Genomic DNA, 23307 nt, shown 5'->3' with positions numbered 1-23307 from the left:
GCAGGAATGTCGTCCCCCGACTCCGCTTCGCTGACTTTGCCTGAGACATCTTCCGGCGCTGAGGCTCACGCCGCCCGCGCCGCGTCCTTGCGCCGGGCGTTTCCCCTCGCGCTGATGGTGTTGCTGCTTGGCGTGGTACTGACCTGGGCCGGCGCACACTATGTCGACCGTCTGGAGTCCGCACGGACGCAGCAAGATACCGAGCACGCCGTCAATCGGGTGACCGCCGCCCTGCAGGAGCGGCTGAACTACTACATTGGCCATATGCGCGCCGCGGCCGGGCTGTTTGTCGCCTCGGAACGAGTGAGTCTGTTTGAGTGGGAGCGTTACATCGCCACCACTGAGTTGCGCCCCCTCAACGAGATGGGCGCGGCCGGGCTGGTGTACGCCCCGCGGGTCGCCGCTGACCGGCGGGCCGACTGGGAAGACTTCATGTTCTACGCCTACGACCGGGTCATCGCGATTCGCGGCTCGGCCGAAGGCGCGGCGTTTCCTGCCCAGTTCGCGGCGCCGCGGGTCAGCACGCTGGAGGTGATTCTGGGTTTCGATCTGGCCTCCAATCCTGTCCGTCGTGCGGCGATCGAAGCGTCGATCACGCGCGGTGACATCGTGCTCAGTGCGGCCATTACGCTCAAGGACGCGGGAGATGCTTCACCCGCCGGCATCCTCGCCTTGCCGGTGTTCCATCCGGCCAAAGAGCTGCGGCGCGACGTGCCCGACCGTGATCTGGTGCGCGGCGTCGTAGTGCTCGGCGTCCGCTATGGCGACTGGATCGCCTCGGTGTCGAATGACTGGATCGACAAGGTTCAGGTTGAACTGCTGGATGAAACCGATGCGCTTGCCGTTCCTCTCGTGTCGCTGGGCATGTCGCCGGCCAGGCCTGGCGTGTCGCGGCGGCTGGTGGTTGGCGGGCGTCAGTTACGCCTGGTTTTTTATCCGGTCGCGCAACTGGGTGACAATGTTGCCGGGCTCACGGTGCGGGCGGCGGGTGCCTTGCTGACCCTGGCCTTTGCTTTGCTGACCTTCTATCTGGCCTCGGGCCGACATCGCGCCCTGGCGTCGGCCGAGCGTATCGGTGGTGCGCTGGCGGAGTCGGAGCGACGTTTTTCCCTGGCCGCGACGGCCACCAGCGACGGCATCTGGGAGTGGGCCTCCGACCGGCCCGAGATGTATTTGTCGGCGCGGGCCCAGTACATGCTGTTTGGCGCTCCGAGGTCGGGCCCCATTGGCTGGCGTGATGTTCTGCATTGTCTGGCCCCTGACGAGCGGCGGGTGTTGTTGCTCGCCTTGCGCGGGCATTTGCGCCATCGACAGCCGTTGGAAGTTGCCATTCGTGTCCCGGGCGGCGATGGCGAGGACCGCCAGTTGTTGGTTCGTGGGCGGGCGGCATGGGACGCCGTTGGCCGGGCGGCACGCGTGGCCGGCGCCATTTCCGATGTCTCGTTGCTGCATGAGCGCGAAGTGGCGCTGGAGCGGGCGCGAGAGTTTTACGCGCGGGTGCTCGATTTCCTCCCGCATCCGGTGTTGGTCAAGTCGGCCGATCATCGTTATGTGCTCGCCAATCAGGCCGCCGGGGTGTTTCTCGGACGCGAATCCGAAAGCATTGTGGGGCTGCGGACCGAGGATGTGTTGCCGGGCCAGTCGGCCAAGCATCTGGCCGAAGATGCGCGGGCGCTTGCCGGCGCGGTCAGCACGCAGGAGTTTCATCTGACACTCGATAGCGGCAGCGAGCACGACGCGATCATCAGCAAGGCGGGCGTTGCCGGCCTCGATGGCGAGCCGGTGGTGCTGGTGACGATCACCGATGTCAGTGCGTTGCGCCGCGTGGAGCAAGCGCTCAAATCGTCCCTGTCCGAGCTCGACGCATTGTTCCGTAACTCCCCCTTGGGCATGGCGATGGTGCGGGTCGACGGCAGCATCGTGCGGGTCAATGAGGCGTTTTCTCAGATTGTCGGCGTGGCGGCGGATGCCCTGCCCGGGATGCGCTACGCCGAACTGACGCCGCCGCGCCTGCATGCGCTGGATCGAGAGAAGACGATTGATGCCTTGCATGAGGGCGTGGTGACGCCATATGAGCGCGCCTTCGTTCGCCCCGACGGCACCGAAGTGCCGGTGTTGCTGAGCGGCGCGGTGATGCGTGAAGAGGAGGGCGGTACCGCGATCTGGACGGTGGTCGAAGACATCTCCGAACGCAAGGCGGCCGAGGCGGAACTGGCGGCAGCGCACGCCACCAATGCGTCCATCATTGAGGCGATGCCCGACATTCTGGTGCAGTTCGACGCCGATCTGCGCCTGGTTGCGCTGCGTACGCGGCAAGGTGCGCCGCTGACCGTGGGGATGGACGGTGCGCTTGGGCGGCCGCTGGAAGAAATCATTTCTCAGAAGCGGTTTGCACAAGTGATGCCGACCCTGCGCCGGGCGCACATGACCGGCCAGTTGCAGTGTGTGGAATATCAGGCGCCGGACCCCGATGGCATGATTCAGGACTATGAAGCCCGGGTCGCCCCGGTGGGCACCGGCGGATTGCTGGTGGTGCTGCGCAATGTGTCGGAACTCAAGGCCCGGGAGCGCGCGTTGCGCGAGAGCGAGGCTCGTTTCCGTCTGCTGGCGGACGCTGCGCCCGTGGTGATCTGGCTGGCTGACCCGACGCTCAATATCACCTATGTCAATCGAAGCTGGCGAACGCTGACCGGTATGACCAGGGTGGATGTTCAGGGCACGGACTGGTTGCGTTATGTGCATCCGGATGATCTGGCCGCGGTAAAAGAGGTCGGCCGGGAGGCGCGTCAAACCCAAAAGGCCTATCAGCTTGAGTTCCGGGTGCGCCGGCCCGGCGGGCGCTATGCCTGGCTGATGGCCAAGGGCGAGCCGCGGGTCGACGATCAGGGCCGCCTCGTGGGCTTTATCGGTGTCGGTGTGGATATTTCGAATGAAAAGAAGGCGAACGAGGCCTTGCGCCAGCATCGCGATCACCTGGCCGAACTGGTGTCAGAGAAGACGGCCGGGCTGATCGAGGCGAAGGAGGTGGCCGAGCGGGCCAACGAAGCCAAGTCGCGCTTTCTGGCCAACATGTCGCACGAGCTGCGCTCGCCGATGCATGCGGTGCTCAGTTATGCCCGCCTGGGCGAGAACAAGGCGCTCAGTGCGCCGGCAGACAAACTGCAGGACTATTTTCAACGCATCCGCAGTAGTGGCGACCGTCTGTTGAAACTGGTCGACAACCTGCTCGATCTGTCCAAGCTCGAAGCCGGGCGCATGGTGCTCGACATTCAGCCCCTGGCGCTCAGTGCGGTGCTCGATGAGGTGCTCGATGAGGTCGAAGGGCTTCGGGTGGCCCGAGGGATTCAACTGGCGACACAGATTCAAGACGTGCCCGCCGTTGCGGGAGATGCTCCGCGCATTGGTCAGGTGGTACGCAATCTGTTGTCCAATGCGATCAAATTCTCGCCCGCGGGCGGGGAGATTCTTGTACAAGTGGGGCATGACACATTGCCTTGCGGTCGGCGCACCGACGATGCCGGCGACCGCGACGCCGTCGCCTTGCGCGTGATTGATCAAGGCATCGGCATACCCGATGCGGAACTCGAAGCGGTATTCGACAAATTCGTGCAAAGTAGTGTGACCCGAACCGGTGCAGGCGGCACGGGTCTGGGTCTGGCAATTTGCCGCGAAATCCTGCTCGCGCATGGCGGCCGGATTCACGCCCGAAACATGGCAGGCGGGGGGGCCTGCTTCGAAATCATACTGCCGGCGTTCTCGTCGGCCGACGGACGCTTGGCGGAGGAGCAGCTGGAACCATGAGTCAGATCCGTATTCTTGTTGTTGATGATGAGCCCTTCAATCTGGACATCATCAGCGAATATCTCGAGGGCGCCGGCTATTTGCTGCAGATGGCCGAGAGTGGTGAGGAGGCCTGGACCTACCTGCGTCGCGGCGATTCGCGCTTCGACCTGGTGGTGCTCGACCGCATGATGCCCGGCATCGATGGGCTGGAACTGCTGCGCTGGCTCAAGGCGGACCGCCGTCTGGCCGACATTCCCGTCATCATGCAGACCGCCGCGGCCAGCCCCGAGCAGGTGCGCGAAGGGCTGGCCGCGGGGGCGTATTACTACCTCACCAAGCCCTTCGAGCCCGAGAGCCTGCAGAGCATCGTGCGGGCAGCGCTCGACGACCTGCATCAGCGTCGCGCTCTGGCCGAACGGCTGGCCGCGCAGCGTCACGCATTGCAGACCTTGCAGCACGGCGTCTTTGCGTTTCGCACCATGGAAGAGGCGCACGGCCTGGCCGCCCTCGCCGCCTCGATCTGCGATGAGCCCGACGTGGTTGTGCTGGGTTTGTCCGAATTGTTGGTCAATGGCGTCGAACACGGCAATCTCGCGATCTGCTTCGACGAAAAATCGCGTTTGCGCGAGGCCGGCGAGTGGGAAGCTGAAGTCAAGCGCCGCCTGGCGCTGCCCGAGAATCAGAGCAAGTATGTGCGGCTCACGGTGGCCTCCGACCCCCTGGCCTGGGTGTTTTCGATCGAAGACGAAGGCGGCGGCTTTGTGTGGCAGGACTTTCTCGAACTGGCGCCGGAGCGCGCCTTTGCTCCCAATGGACGCGGCATCGCGCTGGCCCGCCAACTGGCCTTCGATGAGCTCGAATACCAGGGCAACGGGAATTGCGTGCGGGCAACGGTGCGCAAGCGGCGGCATTAACGCGGTCAATGCATCGCCGCCGCGGTGTGGTATTTGTGGCCTCGCCCGGCGCAGAATTCGGGCACACTAGGCAAAAAGACATAGTCGGTGACGCGGCCGTGGCGGAGAAATCCGCGGCATGACGCGCGTCGGCAGAATAACGAGCGATACGATGTCGAGTGCAGCGCTGAGCGTTCTCGTGGTGGATGACACCTCCGCCAACCGAAACCTGATGGCGGCCTTTCTTGCCAAACTGGGGCATGAGGCCGTGTTCGCCGTTGACGGCGTCGAAGCGCTTGAGCGCTTTGGTCAGCGTCGCCCCGACATGATCCTGATGGATCTGATGATGCCACGCATGGACGGCTTTGAGGCCACCCGGCTGGTGCGCGAGCGGCAAGGCGCCATCTGGACGCCTATCGTCATCATGTCGGCGCTCAACTCCGACGCCGATATCGTCGCTGGCCTGGACGCCGGCGCGGACGACTACCTGGTCAAGCCTGTGTCTTTCGCGGTATTCGCGGCCAAGATGCGCACCATCCAGCGCCTGCTCGAGATGGAGCGCCGGCAGCGCGAGTTGCTGGACCGGATGCACGCCATATCGAATGCCGTCATTGACGGCATCATCACCATCGACGAGGCCGGTGTGATCCAGTCCGCCAACCCGGCCGCGTGCAAGATGTTCGGCTACGAGAACGACGCGCTGGCCGGCAAGAGCGTCAGCGTGCTGGCCGCGCCGCCGGATGGCCGGCAGCGCGACCGTCAGCTGGCGAACTACCTGGCCGGGGGGACGGCGGGCATGATTGGCACCGTCCGCGAACTCGACGGCGAGCGCGCTGATGGCGAGGTGTTTCCGCTAGAGGTCGGCGTGACCGAGCTGCAGATCGATGATCACCGCCTGTATATCGGCGTGATGCGCGATATCAGCGAGCGCCTCATTCAGCATGCCGCCCTGGCCGAAAACGCAGCCCGCCTGCAGCGCTACCACGACGAACAGCAACGCGAGCAGGAACTGGCCCGCCAGATCATGGCCAGTCAGGTCGACTCCGACGGGCTGCGCGATGCGCGGGTGCACTTTACGGTGATGCCGGCGCGCCGGTTTTCGGGCGACCTCGTGGTCGCTGCCAGTTCGCCCGGCGGCCGGCTCTACGCCATGCTGGCCGATGCGACCGGGCACGGCCTGTCGGCGGCAATCAGCGTTCAACCGGTGTTGCCGGTGTTTTATGCGCTGGTGGCGCGCGACGTGCCCCTGGCACAGCTGGTGGGCGAACTGAATGCGGTCTTGCACCGCTCCTTGCCGATCGGCCGTTTCGTCGGCGCCGCACTGGCCTGTCTGAATCGTCAGGGTGACGATGTCGAGATCTGGGTGGGCGGGGTGCCGGAGATGGTGCTGGTCGGCGCCGATGGGCGAGTGCGCCAGCGCTTCGAATCCAATCACCTGCCGCTTGGCGTGGTCGAAACGGGCACGGAAGGCTGTGAAGTTGCGCATGCCCCGACGCTACCGGGCGATCAATTGGTGATGTATTCCGACGGCGTCATTGAGGCGACCAATGACAAGGCCGAGGGCTTCGGGCTCTTGCGTCTGGAGGAGGTGTTGCGCTCGCATGCGAAGGACATGCGCATCGACGCGCTGCGCATTGCGCTGGCCGAGCATCTGGCGGGCGCGTCGGCTCACGACGACATGTCGGCGCTCATGCTCGACTGCGCACCGCATCCGCACTGAGGGCTTGCGAGCGACAGGACGCGCCAGGGCCAGGGTCGTCCGGCGCAAAAAAGCCTACGGTTTGCCGGCCGTGCGCCGTTATCTCTCAGGATTGGGCGGCGTCTGTTCAGATGTCCGCTCGTGCTCCGATGTGGTGCTTGCGCACCGCGACCTTTTTGACCTCTCGGTACCAGCGATCAGCCATGAATCCATATGACGACCGACGCGCTTCCCGGCGAATTCCCCTGGGCTGCAATGCCATGATCAAGCCCGCCGGCCAGGCGCCTGCCGTGCCGGCGCACTGCATTGAGCTGAGCCCCGGTGGCATGACGCTGGAGAGCGACTATGTGCCGAGTCTGTCGGAAATGCTCGATGTGCTGGTGCGCCAGCCCGAAGGCGGGCTGGAGCGCCCACCCTTGCATGTGCGGGTGGAGGTCAAGCGTTGCCAAAAGGCCGAGTCGGGCAAATACGTGCTCGGCGTGCAGATCGTTCAAGTGCTCAAATAGCACGTGCGCTGCGGTGTAATTGTCGCCGGGCGGGTTTCAAGCCGCCTCTGCGCGGTAGGGCGACTTCGCAAGATCGACACTAGCGGCACACCAGCGTCGGCGCCGGACTGTCCTTGGCGTTGTTGGCGGCCACCGCGGTCACCACGCATTTCATGGCGCCACATTCACAATTGAAGACCAGCGCCTGCGTCATCACCAGGCGCTGACCGCCCGAGCACGCGCAGGGCTCGACGTATTTGCTGCCTGGTGCGGCCGTGTCGGCGGGGGTCGTGCTGGCACTTGGCGGCTTGGGCGAGGCGGCTAGTGCGCCCTGGCAGAGCAGACCGAGGGCGAGTGCCGCAAGCAGGCGGGGCATTCGGGGCATGATGATTCTCCAGACAAGGCCAGCCGAGCGGCCAGCCACTGCTCCCAGTATGGGCAATGGATGCGCGTGCCGAAAGGGAGAGTCAGCGCGCCAGTTGCCAGAGATTGAGTAGAAAAAGAATCACGCAGAGCACCTGCCACACGGCGATCGGGTTTTTCTGGATCAGCGGCTGGCGGCGGATGTTCTCGACCAGCGCGGGATTGGGTACCGTGAAGTCCTGCAGAAACTCCGAGAAGGCATGGTAGCGGTCGGCCGGGTTGGGTTGCAGCGCTTTTTTCAGGCAGCCTTCGATCCATAGCGGCAGGTCGTGGCGGCGGTAGCGGGCGGGGATGTAGTCGAGCTCGGTGTAGGACTTGAGGCTCACCCGTTTGACCGCCGGCTCGTCGAAGGGCAGCGTGCCGGTGATCATTTCATAGGCGATCACAGCCAGTGAAAACAGGTCGGAGCGGAAGCTGCCGCGCTCGCCCATCAGGTATTCCGGCGCGACATAATTGACGCTGCCTTGCGGCACCGACTTGTCGAGCGGCGAGGCAATCTCGTCGGTACCGGCGATCATCACCGTGCCGAAGTCGAGAATCTTCACCCGGCCATCGCGGTTGATCATGATGTTCTCGGGCTTCAGATCCTGATGCACCATGTCGGCGCGCTGAAAGGCGCGCAGGCCGAAAATGGTCTGGCGAACAATGTCGCGCACCGCGTCGAGCGGCGGGGCGGGGTTGTCCTGCATCCACTCGCGCAGGTTCATCCCCTCGATGTGTTCACCCAGGTAGGTCATGAACTGTTTGTCGGGCCGCCCCGGGTAGGTCTTCATCACATTGGGGTGATCGATGCGCTGGCCGACCCATTCTTCTCGGATGAAGCCATCCAGATAGAGCGCGTCTTCAGCAAAGTTCTGCGAGGGCGCCTTGAGCACATAGCGCTGGCCGGTGTCGATGTCCTTGACCAGATACATGTGGCTGCGCGTGCCGGAGAAGATCACGTCCAGCACCTCGTAACCGTCGATCTTGTTGCCGGGGGCAAGCACCGGCGGGATCGGCCGCTGGGTGAGGCGGCGGTGGGTTTCTTCGAGCGTTTCGAGCGGCAGGGTGTCGACTGCCACTAGCAGGGCCGACAGGTTGTCGTCCGAGCCGGCGGCAAGCGCTTCATCGACCAGTTGGCGGGCGAGGGCTTCGAGATCGCTGTCGGCCGCCGTGACGATGTCGCGGATGCGGGCTGTCGGCAGCACGCCGTGCACACCATCGGTGGTGAGCAGCACGCGGTCGCCTTCGAGCAGCTCGCGGGTCAGGTAGTCGACCTCCAGCCGGGTGTCGGCGCCGAGCGCGCGGGCGAGGAATTCGCGCCCGCCCTCGGTCATCACATGGTCGCGGGTGAGCTGCTCCAGCGCCTTGCCGCGCACATGCCACACTCGACTGTCGCCAGCATGGAACACATGCAGGGTATTGGACTTGATGACCGCCGCGGAGAAGGTGGTGAGCAGGCTGTCGCGCGTGCCGTGGCGCGCGGCGTTCTGGCGATACACCCATTGGTTCAGGCCGTTGAGCACCTGGCTGGCGGCCTTGCGCACACTCCAGGTCGGTGGGGTACTGAAATAGTCGTTGATGAAGCCGGTGACCGCCATCTGGCTGGCAATCTCGGAGTCCGCCGCGCTGCTGACCCCGTCACACATGACCGCCGCCGCGCCTTTCAGGTCGCGCTCGGAGCCGTCCGGCAGGTGCGCCGCGAAGGCGTCCTGATTGACGGGTTTGACCCCTTCGATCGAGTGGCCGCCGAAGCGCACTTCAAGGCGCGTGCTCATGGGCTGTCAGCTCCTGTGGGAAAGGCCGGCGGGGGCCGGCCTTTCGTACGATGTGGTTCGGGCGTAACTTGGGTTGAGCAACGCGAAGCCCAACGCGCAAGGCCGTGCCAGCCTCCAGTGTTGTTTGTTGGGCTTCGCTGCGCTCAACCCAACCTACATGTCGTTGGCTCCGATTCTACCTAGCCTTAGCTCACGCTGATCAGTTCCACCGAGCCATCTTCGCGCACTTCGGCCATGTGGCCCTTGGGTTCTTCCATGAACAGCAGGGTCACGAAACCAAGCACGGCGGTGAGCGCGATTACGCTGAAGAAGATCTCATAGCTGACCAGTGACAGCACGGTAAGGTACACCACCGCACCGACGTTGCCGTAGGCGCCGGTCATGCCGGCGATCTGGCCGGTCAGGCGGCGCTTGATGAGCGGCACCACAGCAAACACCGCGCCTTCGCCGGCCTGCACAAAGAACGAGCAGGCCATCGCCACACCCACGGCAAGCCACAGCGGCCAGCTGCTGTTGGTCATCGCCATCAGCGCGTAGCCCCCGGCCAGACCGGCGGTGAGGATGAGCAACGTCTTCTTGCGGCCGAAGCGGTCGGAAATCCAGCCGCCGCCGGGGCGCGACATGAGGTTCATGAAGGCGTAGGCCGAGGCCACCAGGCCGGCATAGACCGGGTCGAGGTTGAAGGTTTCGGCAAAGAACAGCGGCAGCATCGAGACCACGGCCAGCTCGGAGCCGAAGGTGGCGAAGTAAAGGATGTTGAGGACTGCGACCTGCTTGAACTTGTAGCGATGCATCTCCGGCACCGGCGTGGTGAAGATTTCGCGATTCACCGCGTAGGCGCTGTAGCAGTCATACACGTAGATCGCGGCCAGACCGACATAGACGGCGGTCGCGGCGAACTCGGAGATCATCTTCACGCCGGCGGGCGAGAGCTTCCAGGTCAGCAGCGCGAGTGCGGCATACATCGGGATCTTCATCAGCAGCAGGAAGTAGAAGTCGCCGGTGCTGGTCACTTCCAGGCCGCCGCTTTTCTTCGGCTTGAAGTAGGTCGAGCCCTTGGGGGTGTCGCTGACGTTGAAATACCAGATGAAGGAGAAGATCAGGCTCAGCGCGCCGGTGACGCCGATGGCGTAGCGCCAGCCGTCGTCACCGCCGAAGATCAGGGCCAGCGTCGGCAGCAGCATGGCTGCGGCTGCGGAGCCGAAGTTGCCCCACCCGCCGTAGATGCCCTCGGCTGTGCCCAGTTCATTGGCCGGGAACCACTCGCTGACCATGCGGATGCCGACCACGAAGCCCGCGCCGATGAAACCGAGCAGGAAGCGCGCAATGGCCGCCTGGGTGAAGGTGTCGGCCAGCGCGAACATGAAGCAGGGTACGCTGGAGATGAACAGCAGAGCGGCGTAGGTGATGCGCGGGCCGTACTTGTCGGTGAGCATGCCGATCAGGATGCGCGCCGGGATGGTGAGCGCAACGTTGAGAATCAACAGAGTCTTGACCTGCCCGGGCTCCAGTCCCAGTGACTTGGCAATGGCGCCCAGCAGCGGTGCGTGGTTGAACCACACGAAGAAGGTGATGAAGAACACCATCCACGACAAGTGGAGGATCTTTATTTTCCCCGTGAAAGAGAGCAGGTTGAAGCCTTTCTCGTTAGACATGTGTCACCTCGTGATGCTGTAAAAAATCAGTGCTCTCGCCGGCCTTGGGGCCGAGCGGGGCCGGCGTGGGCAGCAATATGCCTGCGCTCGTGTGATGGATGTGCGGACCGGCCTGGCGCCGGCGGCGTGCTTAGAGTTGGAGGAAGACCATGCCGTCCTCGACCTTGACGGCGAAGGGCTTGGTGCAGCCCTTGTCGGGCGCGACCGCCTCGCCGTTTTCGAGCTGGATTTTCCAGTTGTGCAGCGGGCAGGTCACCGATCGGCCATGCACGATGCCCTGCGACAGCGGACCGCCCTTGTGCGGGCACTTGTCATGCACGGCAAAGACTTCGTCCTCGCGGTTGCGGAACACCGCGATGTCGCCGTGGGCGGTGCTGCCGACCACGCGCGAGCCGAGCACCGGAATCTCGTCGAGTTTGAAAACCGGCCGCCAGGTCAGATCGGTGGTGGTGTCGAGTGATTGTGTCGTCATGGTGTGTCTCAATTCGAGGAAATGTGCTTAGAGCGGCGTGCCTTCATCGTCGGTTTCGACGGGCCACCAGTGATCCCATTCATTCATGTCAGCTGCCTCACGCAGTCACGTCTTCAAAGTTGCGGCGCAGCTCAGGCAGCTGGGCGCGCTCTTGCCACGGATCGACGTAGCCCTGCAGCGCGAACAGCAGCCGCTCGTACAGCGCCTTGCGGTTGGCGGTGTCGTCGAGCACCCGCTTCTTCACATAGTCGAGGCCGACGCGTTCGATGTAATGGACGGTGCGCTCAAGGTAGAAGCCCTCTTCCCGGTAGAGCTGCAAGAAGGCGGCGGAGACTTCCTTCACCTCCTCGTCGGTCTGCACCTTGCAGAAGAACTGCGCGACTTCGGTCTTGATGCCGCCGTTGCCGGCGACGTAGATTTCGTAGCCCGAATCGACACCGATCACGCCCACGTCTTTGATGCCGGCCTCGGCGCAGTTGCGCGGGCAGCCGGACACCGCCAGCTTGACCTTGTGCGGGCTGTACATGCCGAACAGCATCTTCTCCAGCTTGACGCCCATCTCCATCGAGCGCTGGGTGCCGAAACGACAATGCTCCGAGCCGACGCAGGTTTTGACGGTGCGGATCGACTTGCCGTAGGCGTGGCCCGAGACCATGCCCGCTTGGTTGAGGTCGTGCCAGATCAACGGCAGGTCGCCTTTCTTGACGCCGAGCAGGTCGATGCGCTGACCGCCGGTGACCTTCACCGTCGGTACCTTGTACTTGTCGGCCGCGTCGGCGATGGCGCGCAGTTCGGCCGGCGTGGTTAGCCCGCCGAGCATGCGCGGTACCACCGAGTAGGTGCCGTCCTTCTGGATGTTGGCGTGAGCGCGTTCATTGATGAAGCGGCTCTGCGCGTCATCCTTGGCTTCGTGCGGCCAGGTCGAGATGCAGTAGTAGTTGAGCGCGGGCCGGCAGGAGGCGCAGCCGTTGGGCGTGCTCCATTCCATGAAGTCCATCACCGCCTGCGGCGAGAGCAGCTTGTGCTCGCGCACGGCTTTACGTACTTCGCCGTGCGAGTGGTCGGTACAGCCGCACACCGCCTTGTTGTTGGAGTCGGCTGGCTGATAGGCGCCGCCGATGGTCGAGGCCAGGATCTGCTCGACCAGGCCGGTGCAGGAGCCACAGGAGCTCGACGCCTTGGTGTGCTTGCGCACTTCGTCCAGCGTGAACAGGCCGTTTTCCTTGATCGACTTGACGATGTCGCCCTTGCACACCCCGTTGCAGCCGCAGACCTCAGCGGTGTCGGGCATGGCGGCGGCCGAGTTCACGCCCTTGTGGCCCGCGTCGCCCAGGTGGCTGTTGCCGAACAACAGGTGGTCGCGGATCTCTCCGATGTTCTGGCCGTCCTTGAGCATCTGGAAGTACCAGGCGCCGTCCTTGGTGTCGCCATACATCACGGCGCCGACCAGCTTGTCGTCCTTGAGCACCACGCGCTTGTAAACACCTGCGCCCGGATCGTTGAGCACGATGTCTTCAGTGCCGTCGCCGCCCATGAAATCGCCGGCCGAGAACACGTCGATACCGGTGACTTTCAGCTTGGTCGAGGTGACCGAACCCTTGTACAGGCCGATGCCGAACATCGCCAGGTGGTTGGCACACACCTTGGCCTGCTCAAACAGCGGCGCCACCAGACCGTAGGCAATGCCGCGGTGGTTGGCGCATTCGCCCACCGCGTACACGCGCGGATCGTAGGTCTGCATGGTGTCATTGACCACGATGCCGCGCTCGCAGTGGATGCCGGCCGATTCGGCCAGCGCGGTGTTGGGGCGGATGCCGGCGGCCATCACCACCAGATCGGCGGGCACCGTTTCGCCATCCTTGAACACCACCTTCGACACCCGACCCGACTCGCCAGCCTGCAGCTCGGCGGTGAATTTGGGCAGCAGAAACTTCATGCCCTTGGCTTCGAGCGACTTGCGCAACATGTTGGCCGCGGTCTGGTCGAGCTGGCGCTCCATGATCCAGTCGCTGATGTGCACCACGCTTACATCCATGCCGCGCAGCGCCAGGCCGTTGGCCGCCTCGAGGCCGAGCAGGCCGGCACCGATGACCACGGCGTGTTTGTGGCGGGCGGCCGCTTCGATCATGGCGTCGGTGTCGGCGATGTCGCGATAGGCGATGACGCCCGGCAGGTCGGCACCCGGAATCGGCAGCATGAAGGGGTTGGAACCGGTGGCCAGCAGCAGACGGTCATACTCGACTTCGCAGCCGTCCTCGCCAAACACCTTGCGCGCCTTGCGGTCGATCTTGACGACCTTGTTGTTCAGGCGCAGGTCGATGCCGTTGTCGGCATACCACTGCTTGTCGTTAAGGATGATGTCCTGAATCGTCATCTCGCCGGCGAGCACCGGAGAGAGCAGGATGCGGTTGTAGTTGGGGTGCGGCTCGGCGCCGAACACGGTGATTTCGTACATCTCCGGCGCGATCTTGATCAGCTCCTCCAGCGTTCGCACGCCAGCCATGCCGTTGCCGACCATCACCAGTTTCAGTTTGCGCATGTCTTGCCCCTCGCTTGCGGTCCGGCCCGTGGGGCCGTCGTCCGGTTATCAGTTCAGCGCAGCCTTGGCGCCGTATCAGGGACGAATTAGCAAGGGGTGTGCCAGCCGTGTGCTGGCGCGGGATGGAATGCTGCAATGCGCAAAAAGAGGCCAGTGAAGGCCAGTTTCTGCACCACGGCAGTGCATCGCGCACCGCCGAGAGGCGTGAGGCGGTGGCGGCGCCTCTAGCGCGCGACGCGCCTGAAAATCACGTGCAGGCCAAAGGCCAGCACGCCCAGGAAGGACACCAGCGACCAGTTGGCGATGGACAGGCCGAGGAAGGTCCAGTCGATGGCGGTGCAATCGCCCGCGCCACGGAAGATCATCGGCAGCAACTCGGTGAGCGGAAAGCTCTCCATCAGGTATTCGATGCCGGGGCCGCATTCGGCAATACTGGGCGGAAAGCGCTGCATCCAGCTCTGCCAGGCAGCCACGCCGCCGCCGGCCAGCGCAAACAGGGCGATCAGCACGCCATAGACTTTGCGCCCACCGCCGGTGCTGCCATGCAGGCCGCCGATCAGGCCGAACAGCGTGGCGACGGCAAAGGCGTAGCGCTGCATGATGCACATGGGGCAGGGCTCAAGCCCGACCACGTGTTGCAAGTACAGGCCAAATCCCAACAGGCTGGCGCCGACGGCAAACAGCGCAAAGAAGGGCAGGCGGGGGCGGTCGAGCAGGCTGAACATGGCGGTCGCAAGAAAAAATGATGGGCGGATTCTAGCAGCCCCGGCGGGGAGGCTGCCCTTCTGACGGGGGCGAGCCGGTTCAGTTCCCTCAAATTGCTCGCGGGCGGCGAAACGCGCGCACCGCGAGCGCCACCCCGGCCACCAGGAGCGCGATGCCGCCCATCTCCGCCAGGCTCGGCCAGCGTTCGTACCAGATGAAGCCGTAGACCAGCGCGGCCATGGTTTCGAAAACGATCAGCTGCCCCGCCAGCCCCGCCGGCAGCAGATGGCTGGCGCGGTTCCACAGCAGGGTGCCCAGCCACGAGGCGAGCAGGCCGGTGAGCAGCATCAAGCCGATGAATACGCCCGGGCGCGGGCCGGCGATATCGATGCCGCCCTCGGTGGCCCACTGCCACAGCGCGATGCCGGCCAGCGCGATCAGCGCCAGCGGCAGCGTCATCAGCCCCTGCGCCGTCGCCCAGGCGCGGGCGAGGCCGGTCGGCTGGCGCCGCAGCCAGTAGCTGTTGTTGAGTGGATACCAGGTCCAGCAGGCGACGGCCACGCCGGCCAGTGCCAGCCCGCTCCAGTAGCGTGCGTCGTGGGCAATGTCGCCCGCGTCATCGGTCTGGCCATGCACCAGCATGAGCCCGGAACCAATCACGGTGAGCGGCAGCAGCAAGCGACTCCACGGCAGTCCGTGGTCGGCCGTGTCCTGGCTGGTGAGCTTGGCGGTGATGGCGATGGTCACCGGCAGCGTACCGATGATCATGGTCGGCACGGTGGCCCCGGCAAGCTGGATCGCACTGGCCAGTGCGGCGAAATAGAGCACATTGCCGATCAGGGCAAGCTTGGCCGCGTCGATCCAGTCCGCCCGGCTCAGGCGTTTGAGCGCGGCGCGGTCGGCGCGGGCGAGAAAGAGCGCGAGCAGGCCGAAGGCGATGTAGCGCCCGGCCGCCAGCATCACACCCGAATAGTCCGGCAGCATCAGCGGCACGATGAACACCAGCCCCCACAACAGGCCGGCGCCGAGGGCGGCGCTCAGGCCGGCGAGCATGCGAGCGTCGGTGCGATAACAAGAGGAGACATGATCGGCCTGAAGGCAGTGAGTGAGCCTGCAGACTACGGCTCAGCGGCGGCCGGGTCTTGTACCGATTTGCGCTTGATACTCTGCCGGGGTCACGCCGTAGGCCTGCCGGAACCAGCGGGTGAGGTGGCTCTGGTCGGTAAAGCCGGCGTCCAGCGCCACGTCCAGCGGCCGCTGTGCGCCGGCCAGCAACTGCTTGGCGCGCAGCACCCGGCGCGCCTGCACATAGCGGTGCGGGCTCAGATGAAAGTGTCTGGCGAAGGCGCGAGCGAAGTGGTGCATCGAGAGCCCGGTGATGCGCGCGAGCTGCTCAAGATCGAGCGCCTGGTCGAGATGCGCCTCGATGTAATCCACCACCCGGTCAAAGCGCAGCGCCGCCGGGTCGGCGACGCGGCGCGCATGCCGGCCGTGGCGCTCGGCGATGCCGAGGATGGCGTCGGTCAGCGCGGTCTGCGCCGCCAGCGGCTCGTCGGCCTGCCACATGCGGATGAAAGCGGTCGACAGCGCCTGCGCCAGCGCGGCGTCCTTGATCGTGGCCTGCGGAAAGTAGACCTGCGGCCCGGCAATCGCACTCATCGCCGCCGGTTGCAAATAGACCATGTGGTAGCGCCAGCCGCCCTCCGTGGCCGCCTCGCCGGTGTGTGGCTCGTCCGGATTGAGCAGCACCAGCGTGGCCGGGTCGGCGATATGGCCGCTGCCGCGGTACTTGAAGCGCTCGACCCCGCTGGCGATCACGCCGATCGAGAAGCCCTCGTGCACATGCGCCGAAAAGGCGTGCTCGATCAGTCGCGCGGTGTACAGCTCCACGCCCGGTAGAAAGGGCGCCGGGCGGAAGGTGACGAATTCGCCGGGGTGTTCGAACATGGGCGGGGGGCGTTGGACAGAAGCCCCGATTCTACGCCCCGAGCCGGATCAGTCGTGCCCGGTGCTTGGGATCGAAGTGCCCAGCCAGCGGCCCAGCGTCGGAGCGTCGATCAGTCCGCTGCGGGCCTGGCGGGGCTGGCCGGCCGGGTAATGGTAGCTGCGCGGCAGCTCGCCAAACCAGGCGGGGTCGACGCGCTGGCGCAGGCGTTCGGGCTCGGTGGCGTCGAAGGCCCAGTGCTCCAGGTCGGTCAGCTTGAAGCGGGCCAGCAGGGCATCGGCCTCGGCGTGGCGTTCGGGATCATCGGTGACGATCAGCACCAGGCGCTGGCGGGCGCGGGCGTCGGTGAGCGTGCCGAACAGGGCCAGCTCCTTGAGGCAGGGCGGGCAATCCACCGACCACAGCACCAGCACGAAATCGCTGCCGGCGCGGCGGGTCTCGATCTGCGCGAGGCTGTCGGTGCCGAAGGGGTTGAACTCGGCGAACGCGGGACGCGCGAGCAGGAGCAAGCCGACGAAGAGCGCGGCGAGGCGCTTCATGGCGCCGGTACCGGGATCAGCCGATAACCGTCGGCCTGGGTTTGCCAGGAGAGGAAGAGCTCGCCCTGACGGACGATCATCAGCGGGTGGTCGGAGCCGCCGGCGGTGCTGGCCAGCGTGCGCTCGGGCGACCAGTGCTGGCCGCCATCTTTTGACTCGCTGATCAACAGAACCGTGCCGTTCGGCTGCAAGGCTTTCCAGGCGACGACAACCCGACCGTTGCCCAGCGCCCGCACTTGCGGCCGGCTGGCACCGGGTTGATGGGATAGCCGGCGAGTCGGGCTGCGTGTGCCAGTGGTCGGGTCGATGCGGCCGTAGTGCAGGCCGGGCGCTGGCCCGCCGCCGACGAACCAGGCCATGTGGGCCTGGCCATCGGCGTCGACGCTCAGGTCGGGGCCGTGATGCGGGCAGCCTTCAATCACCCAGCCGTCGTCGGTGGCGCGCATGGGCTCGGCCACGGGCGTGGCGGTCGGGTCGAGGCGGGCGAGGGCGTGGTCGCGCACATTGACCGGAAACACATGACGCCACAGCGCCAGCGGCGCTCGCTCGCCGTCGGTGGCGAGCGCGATGCGGCAGCATTCGCAGCTGTGGTCGGCGAGCTTGCGGTTGGGGGCGAAGCTGGCGCCGTCGTCGGTCGAGGTGGCGGTGTAGATGGCGGCGCCGGGGTAGTCGGTGCCGCTTTGCTTGGCGACGGCGAGGTCGCGCTTGTCGATCCAGGCCAGGGTGATGCTGCCTTTGGCGTCGACGATGAGCGAGTCGAAACGATGGCTGATCGGCGCGCGATCATCGTTGACGATCCGCGGCGCGTCGAAGCGCTGGCCGCCGTTCGTCGAGCGGGCGAAGCGGATATCGCCGGCGTAGGCACCGGTGATCTTCTGCGTCCAACTCACCACCAGCGTACCGGTCGGGGTGAAGGCGATCTTGGGGCGGTTTTCTCCGTCGCTGTAGATCGATTCAGCCTGCGGGTTGACGGCGACGGCCGGGGCGAAGGTGTTTTCGCCATCGGCGCCATGGGTGACATAGACGTGCCCGCCCTGCACGAAGGCCAGCCACAGCCGGCCTTGCGCGTCGAAGGCCGGGCTGGGCGTGCGGCCGCAGTGGGGCGAAGGCAGGGCGGCCGCGTCCTGGCATTGCGCCAGGGTCGGGCCGCTTGCGGTGCCATCGTGGCCGCCGTGCGAGGCCGCCAGGCTGACGCTGACCAGCATCGGGGCGAGCAGGAGCGGGGTGAGGCGCATGGCGGTGCGCATCAGAAGCTCAGCTTGGCTTCGACGTACAGCGTGCGTTGCGGCCACGGGTGGGCAACGAAGGCGTCGTCATTGAAGAGGTTGTCGATGCCCACGGCAAGGTGGCCGGTTTGGGTGACACGGTAAGTGGCTTTGAGATCGACGAAGAGGTAGTCGTCCTGCGCGCCATAGACATTGCTTTCCTTGTCCGAGTTGTCGAGGTTGCCATAGCTGTTGCTGGCGTAGCGCAGGCCGAGCGAGGTGTCGAGTTTGTCGCCGGCATGCCAGGTGGCGAGCAGGTTGGCGCGCCAGCGCGGCATGCGCGGGAAGATCTTGCCTTCGGTGCTGGGGTCGGCGCTGTTCTTGACGATCTTGCTGTCGGTCCAGGTGATATTGGCGTTGAGGTCGACCGGCAGGGCGAAGACGCGGTTCTGCTGCAGCACCAGCTCGAGGCCGGTGGTGCGCACCTTGTCGACCGGCAGGAAGGTGCTCACACTGTTGATGACGTCGGTCTGGCTCCAGATGGCGTCCTTGACGTTTTCATGGAACAGATTGGCGCGCACGAAGCCGTTGGCCAGCAGGCGCTCAACCATGAAGTTGTGATGAATGCCGACCTCGGGGCGCAGTTTGGCGTTGGCGATGGTGCTGCTGTTGATCTTCTCTTCGTTGCTGAACAACTCTTCGACGATCGGGAAGCGGTAGGCGCGGCCGATCGAGTAGCGCAATTGCCAGGCCTCGGCCGGCCGGAAGCCGAGCGAGAACTTGGGCGAAAAGCCGGTGGCGTCGCGGTCTTCGAAGTCGAGCAGGGCGGCGGTCTTGTGCTTGTAGTAGAAGCCGTCATAGGTCTGCCATTGCTCGTAGCGCGCGCCGACGGCAACATCCCACTGCGGCGCAAAATCCCAGCCCCATTGCGCGAAGGCGGCGTGGGTGCGGGTTTTGCCACCGGTGGTCTGGTTGTGCACCGACTTGGTGCCGACGGTGTAGTTGGTGGAATCGTAGCTGTCGATGGCCAGGCTGTTGCGGTCGAAGTGGTAGCCGGTGACGAAGTTCATGTCGTCGCGGCCGGCGAAGCGCTCGGTGCGGGCCTTCACGTCCAGCGACAGCCAGCCGGTGTCTTCGTAGTCCGACACCGAACCGGCCGTGGTGTAGGTCGGGTCGTCCGGGTTCTTGTTGGAACTGCGGGTGTGGTCCTTGAGCACATCGAAGTGGCTCAGGTTCGTTTCCAGCGTCCAGCCGCTGGCGCCGAGCGGGCCTTCCAGGCCGACGCCGAGTTGCAGGGTCTGGCGGATCTGGTCGCTGACCGCGAAGTGGCTGGAGCTGACGCTGAAGCCCGCACCGTTGTAGACCGCGTTGCCGCTCCACACCGCGTTGCCGGCGGCGTCGCGCAGGTAATTGGTGGGACGGGTGCGCCAGTCGCGGTCTTCATAGGCGACGGTGGCGGTGGCCTGCCATTCGCCCAGGATGTAGCCGAGCTTGAATTTGGTGAGATCGGTGATCGTGGCCGCCGGGCCGGAGTCGCCCACCCAGATCACGTCGTTGCTCTGGCTGTCGCGGCCACGGACGGCGCCGTCGGTGATGACCGTAGCCCCACCGGCGGGCGTGCCCACGCTGCGACTGCGGAAGGTCATCGGTTGGCCCTTGTTTTCGAGGTGGTTGTGAAACACGAACAGGCGCAGGTCGCCGAAGGCGTCGCCAAAGGCGAGGTATTCGCGGTGGCCCGAGTAGATCTCGTCTGCGCCCAGGTGGTCGAATTGCTGGTGGAAGCTCGCGGCTTCGGCGTGCAGCTCGCGCTGGGTGGGCAGTTTGGTCTTCATGTTCACCACGCCGCCCATGGCGTTGCCGCTGTACTCGGCCGAGAAGGGGCCATAGATGACTTCGGCCGATTCGAGCTCGTCGGCCGCCACCAGGCCCCAGCGCGGCGCGCCCGACCAGCGGGTTTCAAGCAGCGAGTGCAGCGGCATGCCGTCGGCGAAGACCATGGTGCGCGCGGTCTGGAACATGTTGGCGCCACGCATGCCGACCGTGCCGTTTGAATCGCCGATGTACCGCTTGCGGATGATCAGACTCGGCTCGTACTTGAACACATCCTCGACCGTGGTGGCGTTGAGCTGATCTGCCTGTTCGGCGGGAATGAGCACCGACGGGCTGGTGAAGTGTGTGGGTGAGTCGGCCGCGCCGGTGACCACCACGTTGCCCAGTTGCGTGACGCCGTCGGCCCAGGCGGTCGGGGTCAGGCTGATCATGAGCAAGGCCGCGGCAAGGGTGTGGCGCGGAAAGGGGGCTGGTAGGGCGGAAGTGCGGATCAGCATCTTCGAGAGTCCTTGACGGTGGGCCGGGGAAGGTGGTTTTTAAGATACATTAAGAATGCATCAAATAAAAATAAAGATACTTATTGTATGAATCTATTCCCCGAAAACCCGCTGTCGCGACGATCTGTCGCAGCGCCGTGCGTGCGCCAACAGGACATCGGTCAGCCCGATATGGATGTTGGAAGCTCCGCGCAGCGCGGCGGAGCGCTTTCGGGATGTCGGTTGCTCCTGGTGGAGCGGACGGGGCCAACGCTCTGCTCGACGCAGCGGTGTCTTCATGCGAAAAAGCGTCGTGCGCCGAGGAAGATGAGCACGCCCCCGGCGGCCAGCCGCAGCCAGAAGGTGAGCCAGTCACGCTCATCGGTGAGGCGTTGGCCGAGGCTGCCGAACAGCGGCACGACAAGCAGCAGCGGTGTGACGGCGGCACCCAGACCGAACGCCAAGCCCTGGCTCAGCCCGGCCGTGGCGCTGCCCGTCATGGCGCTGACGCCGAGTAGCCAGCCGAGTGGGGCGCAGGGGGTGAGGCTGAGGGCTGCGCCGAGCAAGAGGGGCGGCAATGCGGCCCCGCTGCGTGCGGTACCGCAGCCGCGCTGTGGTGCTGTGCCTTTGCGGTGGAACACCACTGGCCGGGATGCCGCGGCAGGTGTTTTCGCCTTCAGCATTGGGGCGAGCAGCCACAGGCCGGCAAACGTACTGGCCAGGCCGATGGCCTTGTTGCCCAGGTCGCTCTTGAGGATCTCGACCAGCACGCTACCGAGCTGGCCGGCGAGCGCGCCCAGTGCGGCGTAGGCGAGCATGCGGCCGATCAGAAAGGCGCCGGTGTGGCGCAGCGCCTCACCGCGCCCACCTGCGCGCCCCAGCACCCAGCTGCCCATGAAGGGCAGGCAGGTGATGGTGCAGGCGGTCAGCCCCATCGACAGTCCAAGCAGCAAGGCGCCGAGCAGGCCGACCTGGCCGTCCGGGGCGAAGAGCGCGGCCAGCTCCGGCGGGTTCATGCCGAGGCGTCCGGGGCGGGCTTGCGGACAAGCTTGATCGGCTTGACGTCGCCTTCGGGCGATTCGCCCTTGACCCGCGTTTTGTAATACTCGCGTGACGACCGGAACAGCGGGATGGGGCCAAGCTTGAGCGCGATGATATCGTCGTCCGGGCAGAACTCGACGCAGCGGCCGCACAGGGTGCAGTCGTCGTGATAGGCCTTGCGACCGTGCTCGGTGTGGATCTCGTGGATGTCCATCGGGCAGGCTTTGGCGCAGATACCGCATTTGTCGCACTTGTCGTGGGCACGCTTGGTCAGGCGCGCGAGCGACACGAAACGGAAGGCCGCGTTCATGGCCAGCATGGGGCAGATGCGGCAGAAGGGCTGACGTATGGCCAGTGCGCCGATGAGTACGAAACCGAACAGCGTGTTGGCGAAGGCGCCGATGGCAAAGTGCCAGCCGCTTTCGGCGTTGAGCGCGAACTGTTCGGTGCCGCCGGTCAGCAAGGTTGTGGCGATCCGCGAGGGGCAAATGTCGCAGTAAGGATTGCCAAAGGCGTGCGGTGTGATGCCCATGCCGGTCAGCAGCGGCAAGGTGAACACCAGACCGATCAAAATCAGCCACTTGACCGGACGGACCTTGCCTACCGATTGGGGCCCCAGTGTGTGCTGTGCCACGCCAAAGCGCCGTCCGACACGCTGCACGATTTCTTGCAAAGTACCCAGTGGGCAGACCCAGCCGCAGAAGGCCTTGCCCAGCACGAAGAAAAAGGCGAGGAAGGTCAGCATCGTCATGACCAGCGGCAGCAGGATCTTGAGGCCGACTTCTTGCGCCTTGACCAGGGCCTCGCCGACACGGTGGTGCATCTGGTGCTGCAAGGGGATCAGCACGCAGTAGCCACCGTTGTCCATGTCGTAGGCACAGGACAGCGCGGGGAGGGCGTCGGAGATCTTCTCGGCTGAGTAGTGGCCGACGATGCTGGCGCCCCAGACGGTGACGAAAAGCATGATCAGTTGCACCGTTAGCCGGACACGCGAGAGCGTCGGAAACAACGAGTTGAGTGCCTTAGCCATGAGTGGCCTCCTTGCGACGCAGTAGCGGGAAGGCGATGAGCGCGCCGAGGGTGCTGAACGCCGCGCCCCAAGCGAGGCTCCGGCTACGCTCGGGTTCGGGTGAGTAGGTGTGATTGAAAGCGGTCATGAACTGGCGGTTGGCCGCGTGATGCGTCGTGCTCAGCACGAAGCCGGCTTTGGGACGATCGTGGGCGGCCTGCGCTTTTTCAGGATCGAAATCACGTGGAAAAATGATGGTCGCGACGCCGTGTGCATTGGTGAAGAGCGTTGACCGGCTCCCGAACTCCGTTTCCATCGTGACGGGGTGGTCGGCGAGCGGCTTGCCTTGCCAGCGCACGAGAAAGCGCCAGCGCTCGCTCTCGCGATAGTGGCCGTGTTCGCGCGGCAATGGTGTGGGGACGATCTCCAGTTCGCTCTTGGGCTGCGTGAGCAGTTGGGTGGGCGCGTCGCCGGGATTGTTGAAGTACCACACGGTGGAGGCCACGCGCACCGTGGTGTCGCGTTCCTCGCGCGCCTGGACCCAGTGGTAGTTGCCCATGGTGGCGCCGGAGGGCTGGATAGCGGTACGCCCCGCGGCGGCGGGGTAGTCAAGCTTGAGGCGCGCGGGATCTCCCCCGGGGGCGAAGACCGTGACAGCCTGGCTGCTGATGTTCTGGACGACAATGCTTGCCGCCCCCCGGCCGCCGCCGCGAGCGGCGAGCAGCAGGGGGGCGCGACTCCAGGGGGTGGGCGCGGCCTCGGGGGCCAGAGGGGCGGCGTGCGTGTGTTGCGCCTGTGCGGTGCCAAGGCTGGCACACCCCAGGAGCAGCGCGCAGAGCGAGCGTTTCATG

General features: G+C 65.2%; 18 protein-coding genes. 4 read left to right on the top strand and 14 right to left on the bottom strand.

Going from position 1 to position 23307, the window contains the following annotated elements:
* Window positions 1-6 precede the first annotated feature (6 nt).
* The 4 genes from FHP91_RS18980 to FHP91_RS18965 all read left to right on the top strand — a co-directional run bounded on the left by FHP91_RS18980 (window position 7) and on the right by FHP91_RS18965 (window position 6881).
* Window positions 7-3801 (top strand): PAS domain S-box protein, encoded by a 3795-nt coding sequence (locus FHP91_RS18980; protein ID WP_144311069.1) that lies wholly within the window; start codon window positions 7-9, stop codon window positions 3799-3801.
* Window positions 3798-4697, top strand: coding sequence for an ATP-binding response regulator (locus tag FHP91_RS18975; RefSeq protein ID WP_144179167.1), 900 nt, complete (start codon window positions 3798-3800; stop codon window positions 4695-4697). Before FHP91_RS18980 ends, FHP91_RS18975 begins: the two co-directional genes overlap by 4 nt.
* A 151-nt stretch (window positions 4698-4848) precedes the next feature.
* On the top strand, window positions 4849-6396 hold the full coding sequence (locus FHP91_RS18970) for a SpoIIE family protein phosphatase (RefSeq protein ID WP_186301634.1): 1548 nt from the start codon (window positions 4849-4851) through the stop codon (window positions 6394-6396).
* Window positions 6397-6578: 182 nt separating this feature from the next.
* A complete protein-coding gene (locus FHP91_RS18965; protein WP_144311067.1) occupies window positions 6579-6881 on the top strand; it encodes a PilZ domain-containing protein in 303 nt (100 codons plus the stop codon).
* A 79-nt stretch (window positions 6882-6960) separates the two neighbouring features.
* Here the strand turns inward: FHP91_RS18965 and FHP91_RS18960 are convergent, their stop codons facing one another.
* The 14 genes from FHP91_RS18960 to FHP91_RS18895 all read right to left on the bottom strand — a co-directional run bounded on the left by FHP91_RS18960 (window position 6961) and on the right by FHP91_RS18895 (window position 23306).
* Window positions 6961-7245: a hypothetical protein gene (locus tag FHP91_RS18960; RefSeq protein WP_144311066.1), complete on the bottom strand. Its 285-nt coding sequence runs from the start codon at window positions 7243-7245 to the stop codon at window positions 6961-6963.
* A gap of 82 nt (window positions 7246-7327) precedes the next feature.
* Window positions 7328-9040 carry a bifunctional protein-serine/threonine kinase/phosphatase gene (locus FHP91_RS18955; protein WP_144311065.1) on the bottom strand — a complete coding sequence of 571 codons (1713 nt, stop codon included), beginning with the start codon at window positions 9038-9040 and terminating at the stop codon, window positions 7328-7330.
* A gap of 185 nt (window positions 9041-9225) precedes the next feature.
* Window positions 9226-10695 (bottom strand): NarK family nitrate/nitrite MFS transporter, encoded by a 1470-nt coding sequence (locus FHP91_RS18950; RefSeq protein WP_144311064.1) that lies wholly within the window; start codon window positions 10693-10695, stop codon window positions 9226-9228.
* A gap of 130 nt (window positions 10696-10825) precedes the next feature.
* Complete coding sequence (nirD, locus tag FHP91_RS18945; protein WP_144311063.1) at window positions 10826-11167, bottom strand: nitrite reductase small subunit NirD; 342 nt, start codon at window positions 11165-11167, stop codon at window positions 10826-10828.
* Between the two features lie 97 nt (window positions 11168-11264).
* Complete coding sequence (gene nirB / locus FHP91_RS18940; protein WP_144311062.1) at window positions 11265-13706, bottom strand: nitrite reductase large subunit NirB; 2442 nt, start codon at window positions 13704-13706, stop codon at window positions 11265-11267.
* Window positions 13707-13930: 224 nt separating this feature from the next.
* A complete protein-coding gene (locus FHP91_RS18935; RefSeq protein WP_144311061.1) occupies window positions 13931-14431 on the bottom strand; it encodes a disulfide bond formation protein B in 501 nt (166 codons plus the stop codon).
* Window positions 14432-14519: 88 nt separating this feature from the next.
* Entirely contained in the window at window positions 14520-15464 is a 945-nt protein-coding gene (locus FHP91_RS18930; RefSeq protein WP_144311060.1) for a DMT family transporter, read from the bottom strand.
* A gap of 72 nt (window positions 15465-15536) precedes the next feature.
* A complete protein-coding gene (locus FHP91_RS18925; protein ID WP_144311059.1) occupies window positions 15537-16358 on the bottom strand; it encodes an AraC family transcriptional regulator in 822 nt (273 codons plus the stop codon).
* A gap of 48 nt (window positions 16359-16406) precedes the next feature.
* Window positions 16407-16895: a TlpA family protein disulfide reductase gene (locus FHP91_RS18920; protein WP_144311058.1), complete on the bottom strand. Its 489-nt coding sequence runs from the start codon at window positions 16893-16895 to the stop codon at window positions 16407-16409.
* Window positions 16892-18142: an exo-alpha-sialidase gene (locus FHP91_RS18915; protein ID WP_144311057.1), complete on the bottom strand. Its 1251-nt coding sequence runs from the start codon at window positions 18140-18142 to the stop codon at window positions 16892-16894. Before FHP91_RS18915 ends, FHP91_RS18920 begins: the two co-directional genes overlap by 4 nt.
* Window positions 18142-20427: a TonB-dependent receptor gene (locus FHP91_RS18910; RefSeq protein WP_144311056.1), complete on the bottom strand. Its 2286-nt coding sequence runs from the start codon at window positions 20425-20427 to the stop codon at window positions 18142-18144. Before FHP91_RS18910 ends, FHP91_RS18915 begins: the two co-directional genes overlap by 1 nt.
* A 275-nt stretch (window positions 20428-20702) precedes the next feature.
* Window positions 20703-21422: an urease accessory protein UreH domain-containing protein gene (locus FHP91_RS18905; protein ID WP_144311055.1), complete on the bottom strand. Its 720-nt coding sequence runs from the start codon at window positions 21420-21422 to the stop codon at window positions 20703-20705.
* Window positions 21419-22477: a 4Fe-4S binding protein gene (locus FHP91_RS18900; protein WP_144311054.1), complete on the bottom strand. Its 1059-nt coding sequence runs from the start codon at window positions 22475-22477 to the stop codon at window positions 21419-21421. The genes FHP91_RS18905 and FHP91_RS18900 overlap by 4 nt, the downstream gene beginning before the upstream one ends.
* The gene (locus FHP91_RS18895; protein WP_144311053.1) at window positions 22470-23306 is read right to left on the bottom strand and encodes a hypothetical protein; all 837 of its coding nucleotides are present in this window, start codon (window positions 23304-23306) and stop codon (window positions 22470-22472) included. The genes FHP91_RS18900 and FHP91_RS18895 overlap by 8 nt, the downstream gene beginning before the upstream one ends.
* Window position 23307 lies beyond the last annotated feature (1 nt).

Source organism: Denitromonas halophila (assembly GCF_007625155.1).
Classification (GTDB): Bacteria; Pseudomonadota; Gammaproteobacteria; order Burkholderiales; family Rhodocyclaceae; genus Nitrogeniibacter; species Nitrogeniibacter halophilus.
The sequence above is the reverse complement of the archived record's forward strand: the minus strand, read 5'-3'. Positions and strand labels throughout refer to the sequence as shown.

What these genes read in the sequence shown, in the direction of transcription:
- FHP91_RS18980 (WP_144311069.1), top strand. Translation starts at nt 7, where the DNA reads ATGTCGTCCCCCGACTCCGCTTCGCTGACTTTGCCTGAGACATCTTCC.
- FHP91_RS18975 (WP_144179167.1), top strand. Translation starts at nt 3,798, where the DNA reads ATGAGTCAGATCCGTATTCTTGTTGTTGATGATGAGCCCTTCAATCTG.
- FHP91_RS18970 (WP_186301634.1), top strand. Translation starts at nt 4,849, where the DNA reads ATGTCGAGTGCAGCGCTGAGCGTTCTCGTGGTGGATGACACCTCCGCC.
- FHP91_RS18965 (WP_144311067.1), top strand. Translation starts at nt 6,579, where the DNA reads ATGAATCCATATGACGACCGACGCGCTTCCCGGCGAATTCCCCTGGGC.
- FHP91_RS18960 (WP_144311066.1), bottom strand. Translation starts at nt 7,245, where the DNA reads ATGCCCCGAATGCCCCGCCTGCTTGCGGCACTCGCCCTCGGTCTGCTC.
- FHP91_RS18955 (WP_144311065.1), bottom strand. Translation starts at nt 9,040, where the DNA reads ATGAGCACGCGCCTTGAAGTGCGCTTCGGCGGCCACTCGATCGAAGGG.
- FHP91_RS18950 (WP_144311064.1), bottom strand. Translation starts at nt 10,695, where the DNA reads ATGTCTAACGAGAAAGGCTTCAACCTGCTCTCTTTCACGGGGAAAATA.
- nirD (WP_144311063.1), bottom strand. Translation starts at nt 11,167, where the DNA reads ATGACGACACAATCACTCGACACCACCACCGATCTGACCTGGCGGCCG.
- nirB (WP_144311062.1), bottom strand. Translation starts at nt 13,706, where the DNA reads ATGCGCAAACTGAAACTGGTGATGGTCGGCAACGGCATGGCTGGCGTG.
- FHP91_RS18935 (WP_144311061.1), bottom strand. Translation starts at nt 14,431, where the DNA reads ATGTTCAGCCTGCTCGACCGCCCCCGCCTGCCCTTCTTTGCGCTGTTT.
- FHP91_RS18930 (WP_144311060.1), bottom strand. Translation starts at nt 15,464, where the DNA reads ATGCTCGCCGGCCTGAGCGCCGCCCTCGGCGCCGGCCTGTTGTGGGGG.
- FHP91_RS18925 (WP_144311059.1), bottom strand. Translation starts at nt 16,358, where the DNA reads ATGTTCGAACACCCCGGCGAATTCGTCACCTTCCGCCCGGCGCCCTTT.
- FHP91_RS18920 (WP_144311058.1), bottom strand. Translation starts at nt 16,895, where the DNA reads ATGAAGCGCCTCGCCGCGCTCTTCGTCGGCTTGCTCCTGCTCGCGCGT.
- FHP91_RS18915 (WP_144311057.1), bottom strand. Translation starts at nt 18,142, where the DNA reads ATGCGCACCGCCATGCGCCTCACCCCGCTCCTGCTCGCCCCGATGCTG.
- FHP91_RS18910 (WP_144311056.1), bottom strand. Translation starts at nt 20,427, where the DNA reads ATGCTGATCCGCACTTCCGCCCTACCAGCCCCCTTTCCGCGCCACACC.
- FHP91_RS18905 (WP_144311055.1), bottom strand. Translation starts at nt 21,422, where the DNA reads ATGAACCCGCCGGAGCTGGCCGCGCTCTTCGCCCCGGACGGCCAGGTC.
- FHP91_RS18900 (WP_144311054.1), bottom strand. Translation starts at nt 22,477, where the DNA reads ATGGCTAAGGCACTCAACTCGTTGTTTCCGACGCTCTCGCGTGTCCGG.
- FHP91_RS18895 (WP_144311053.1), bottom strand. Translation starts at nt 23,306, where the DNA reads ATGAAACGCTCGCTCTGCGCGCTGCTCCTGGGGTGTGCCAGCCTTGGC.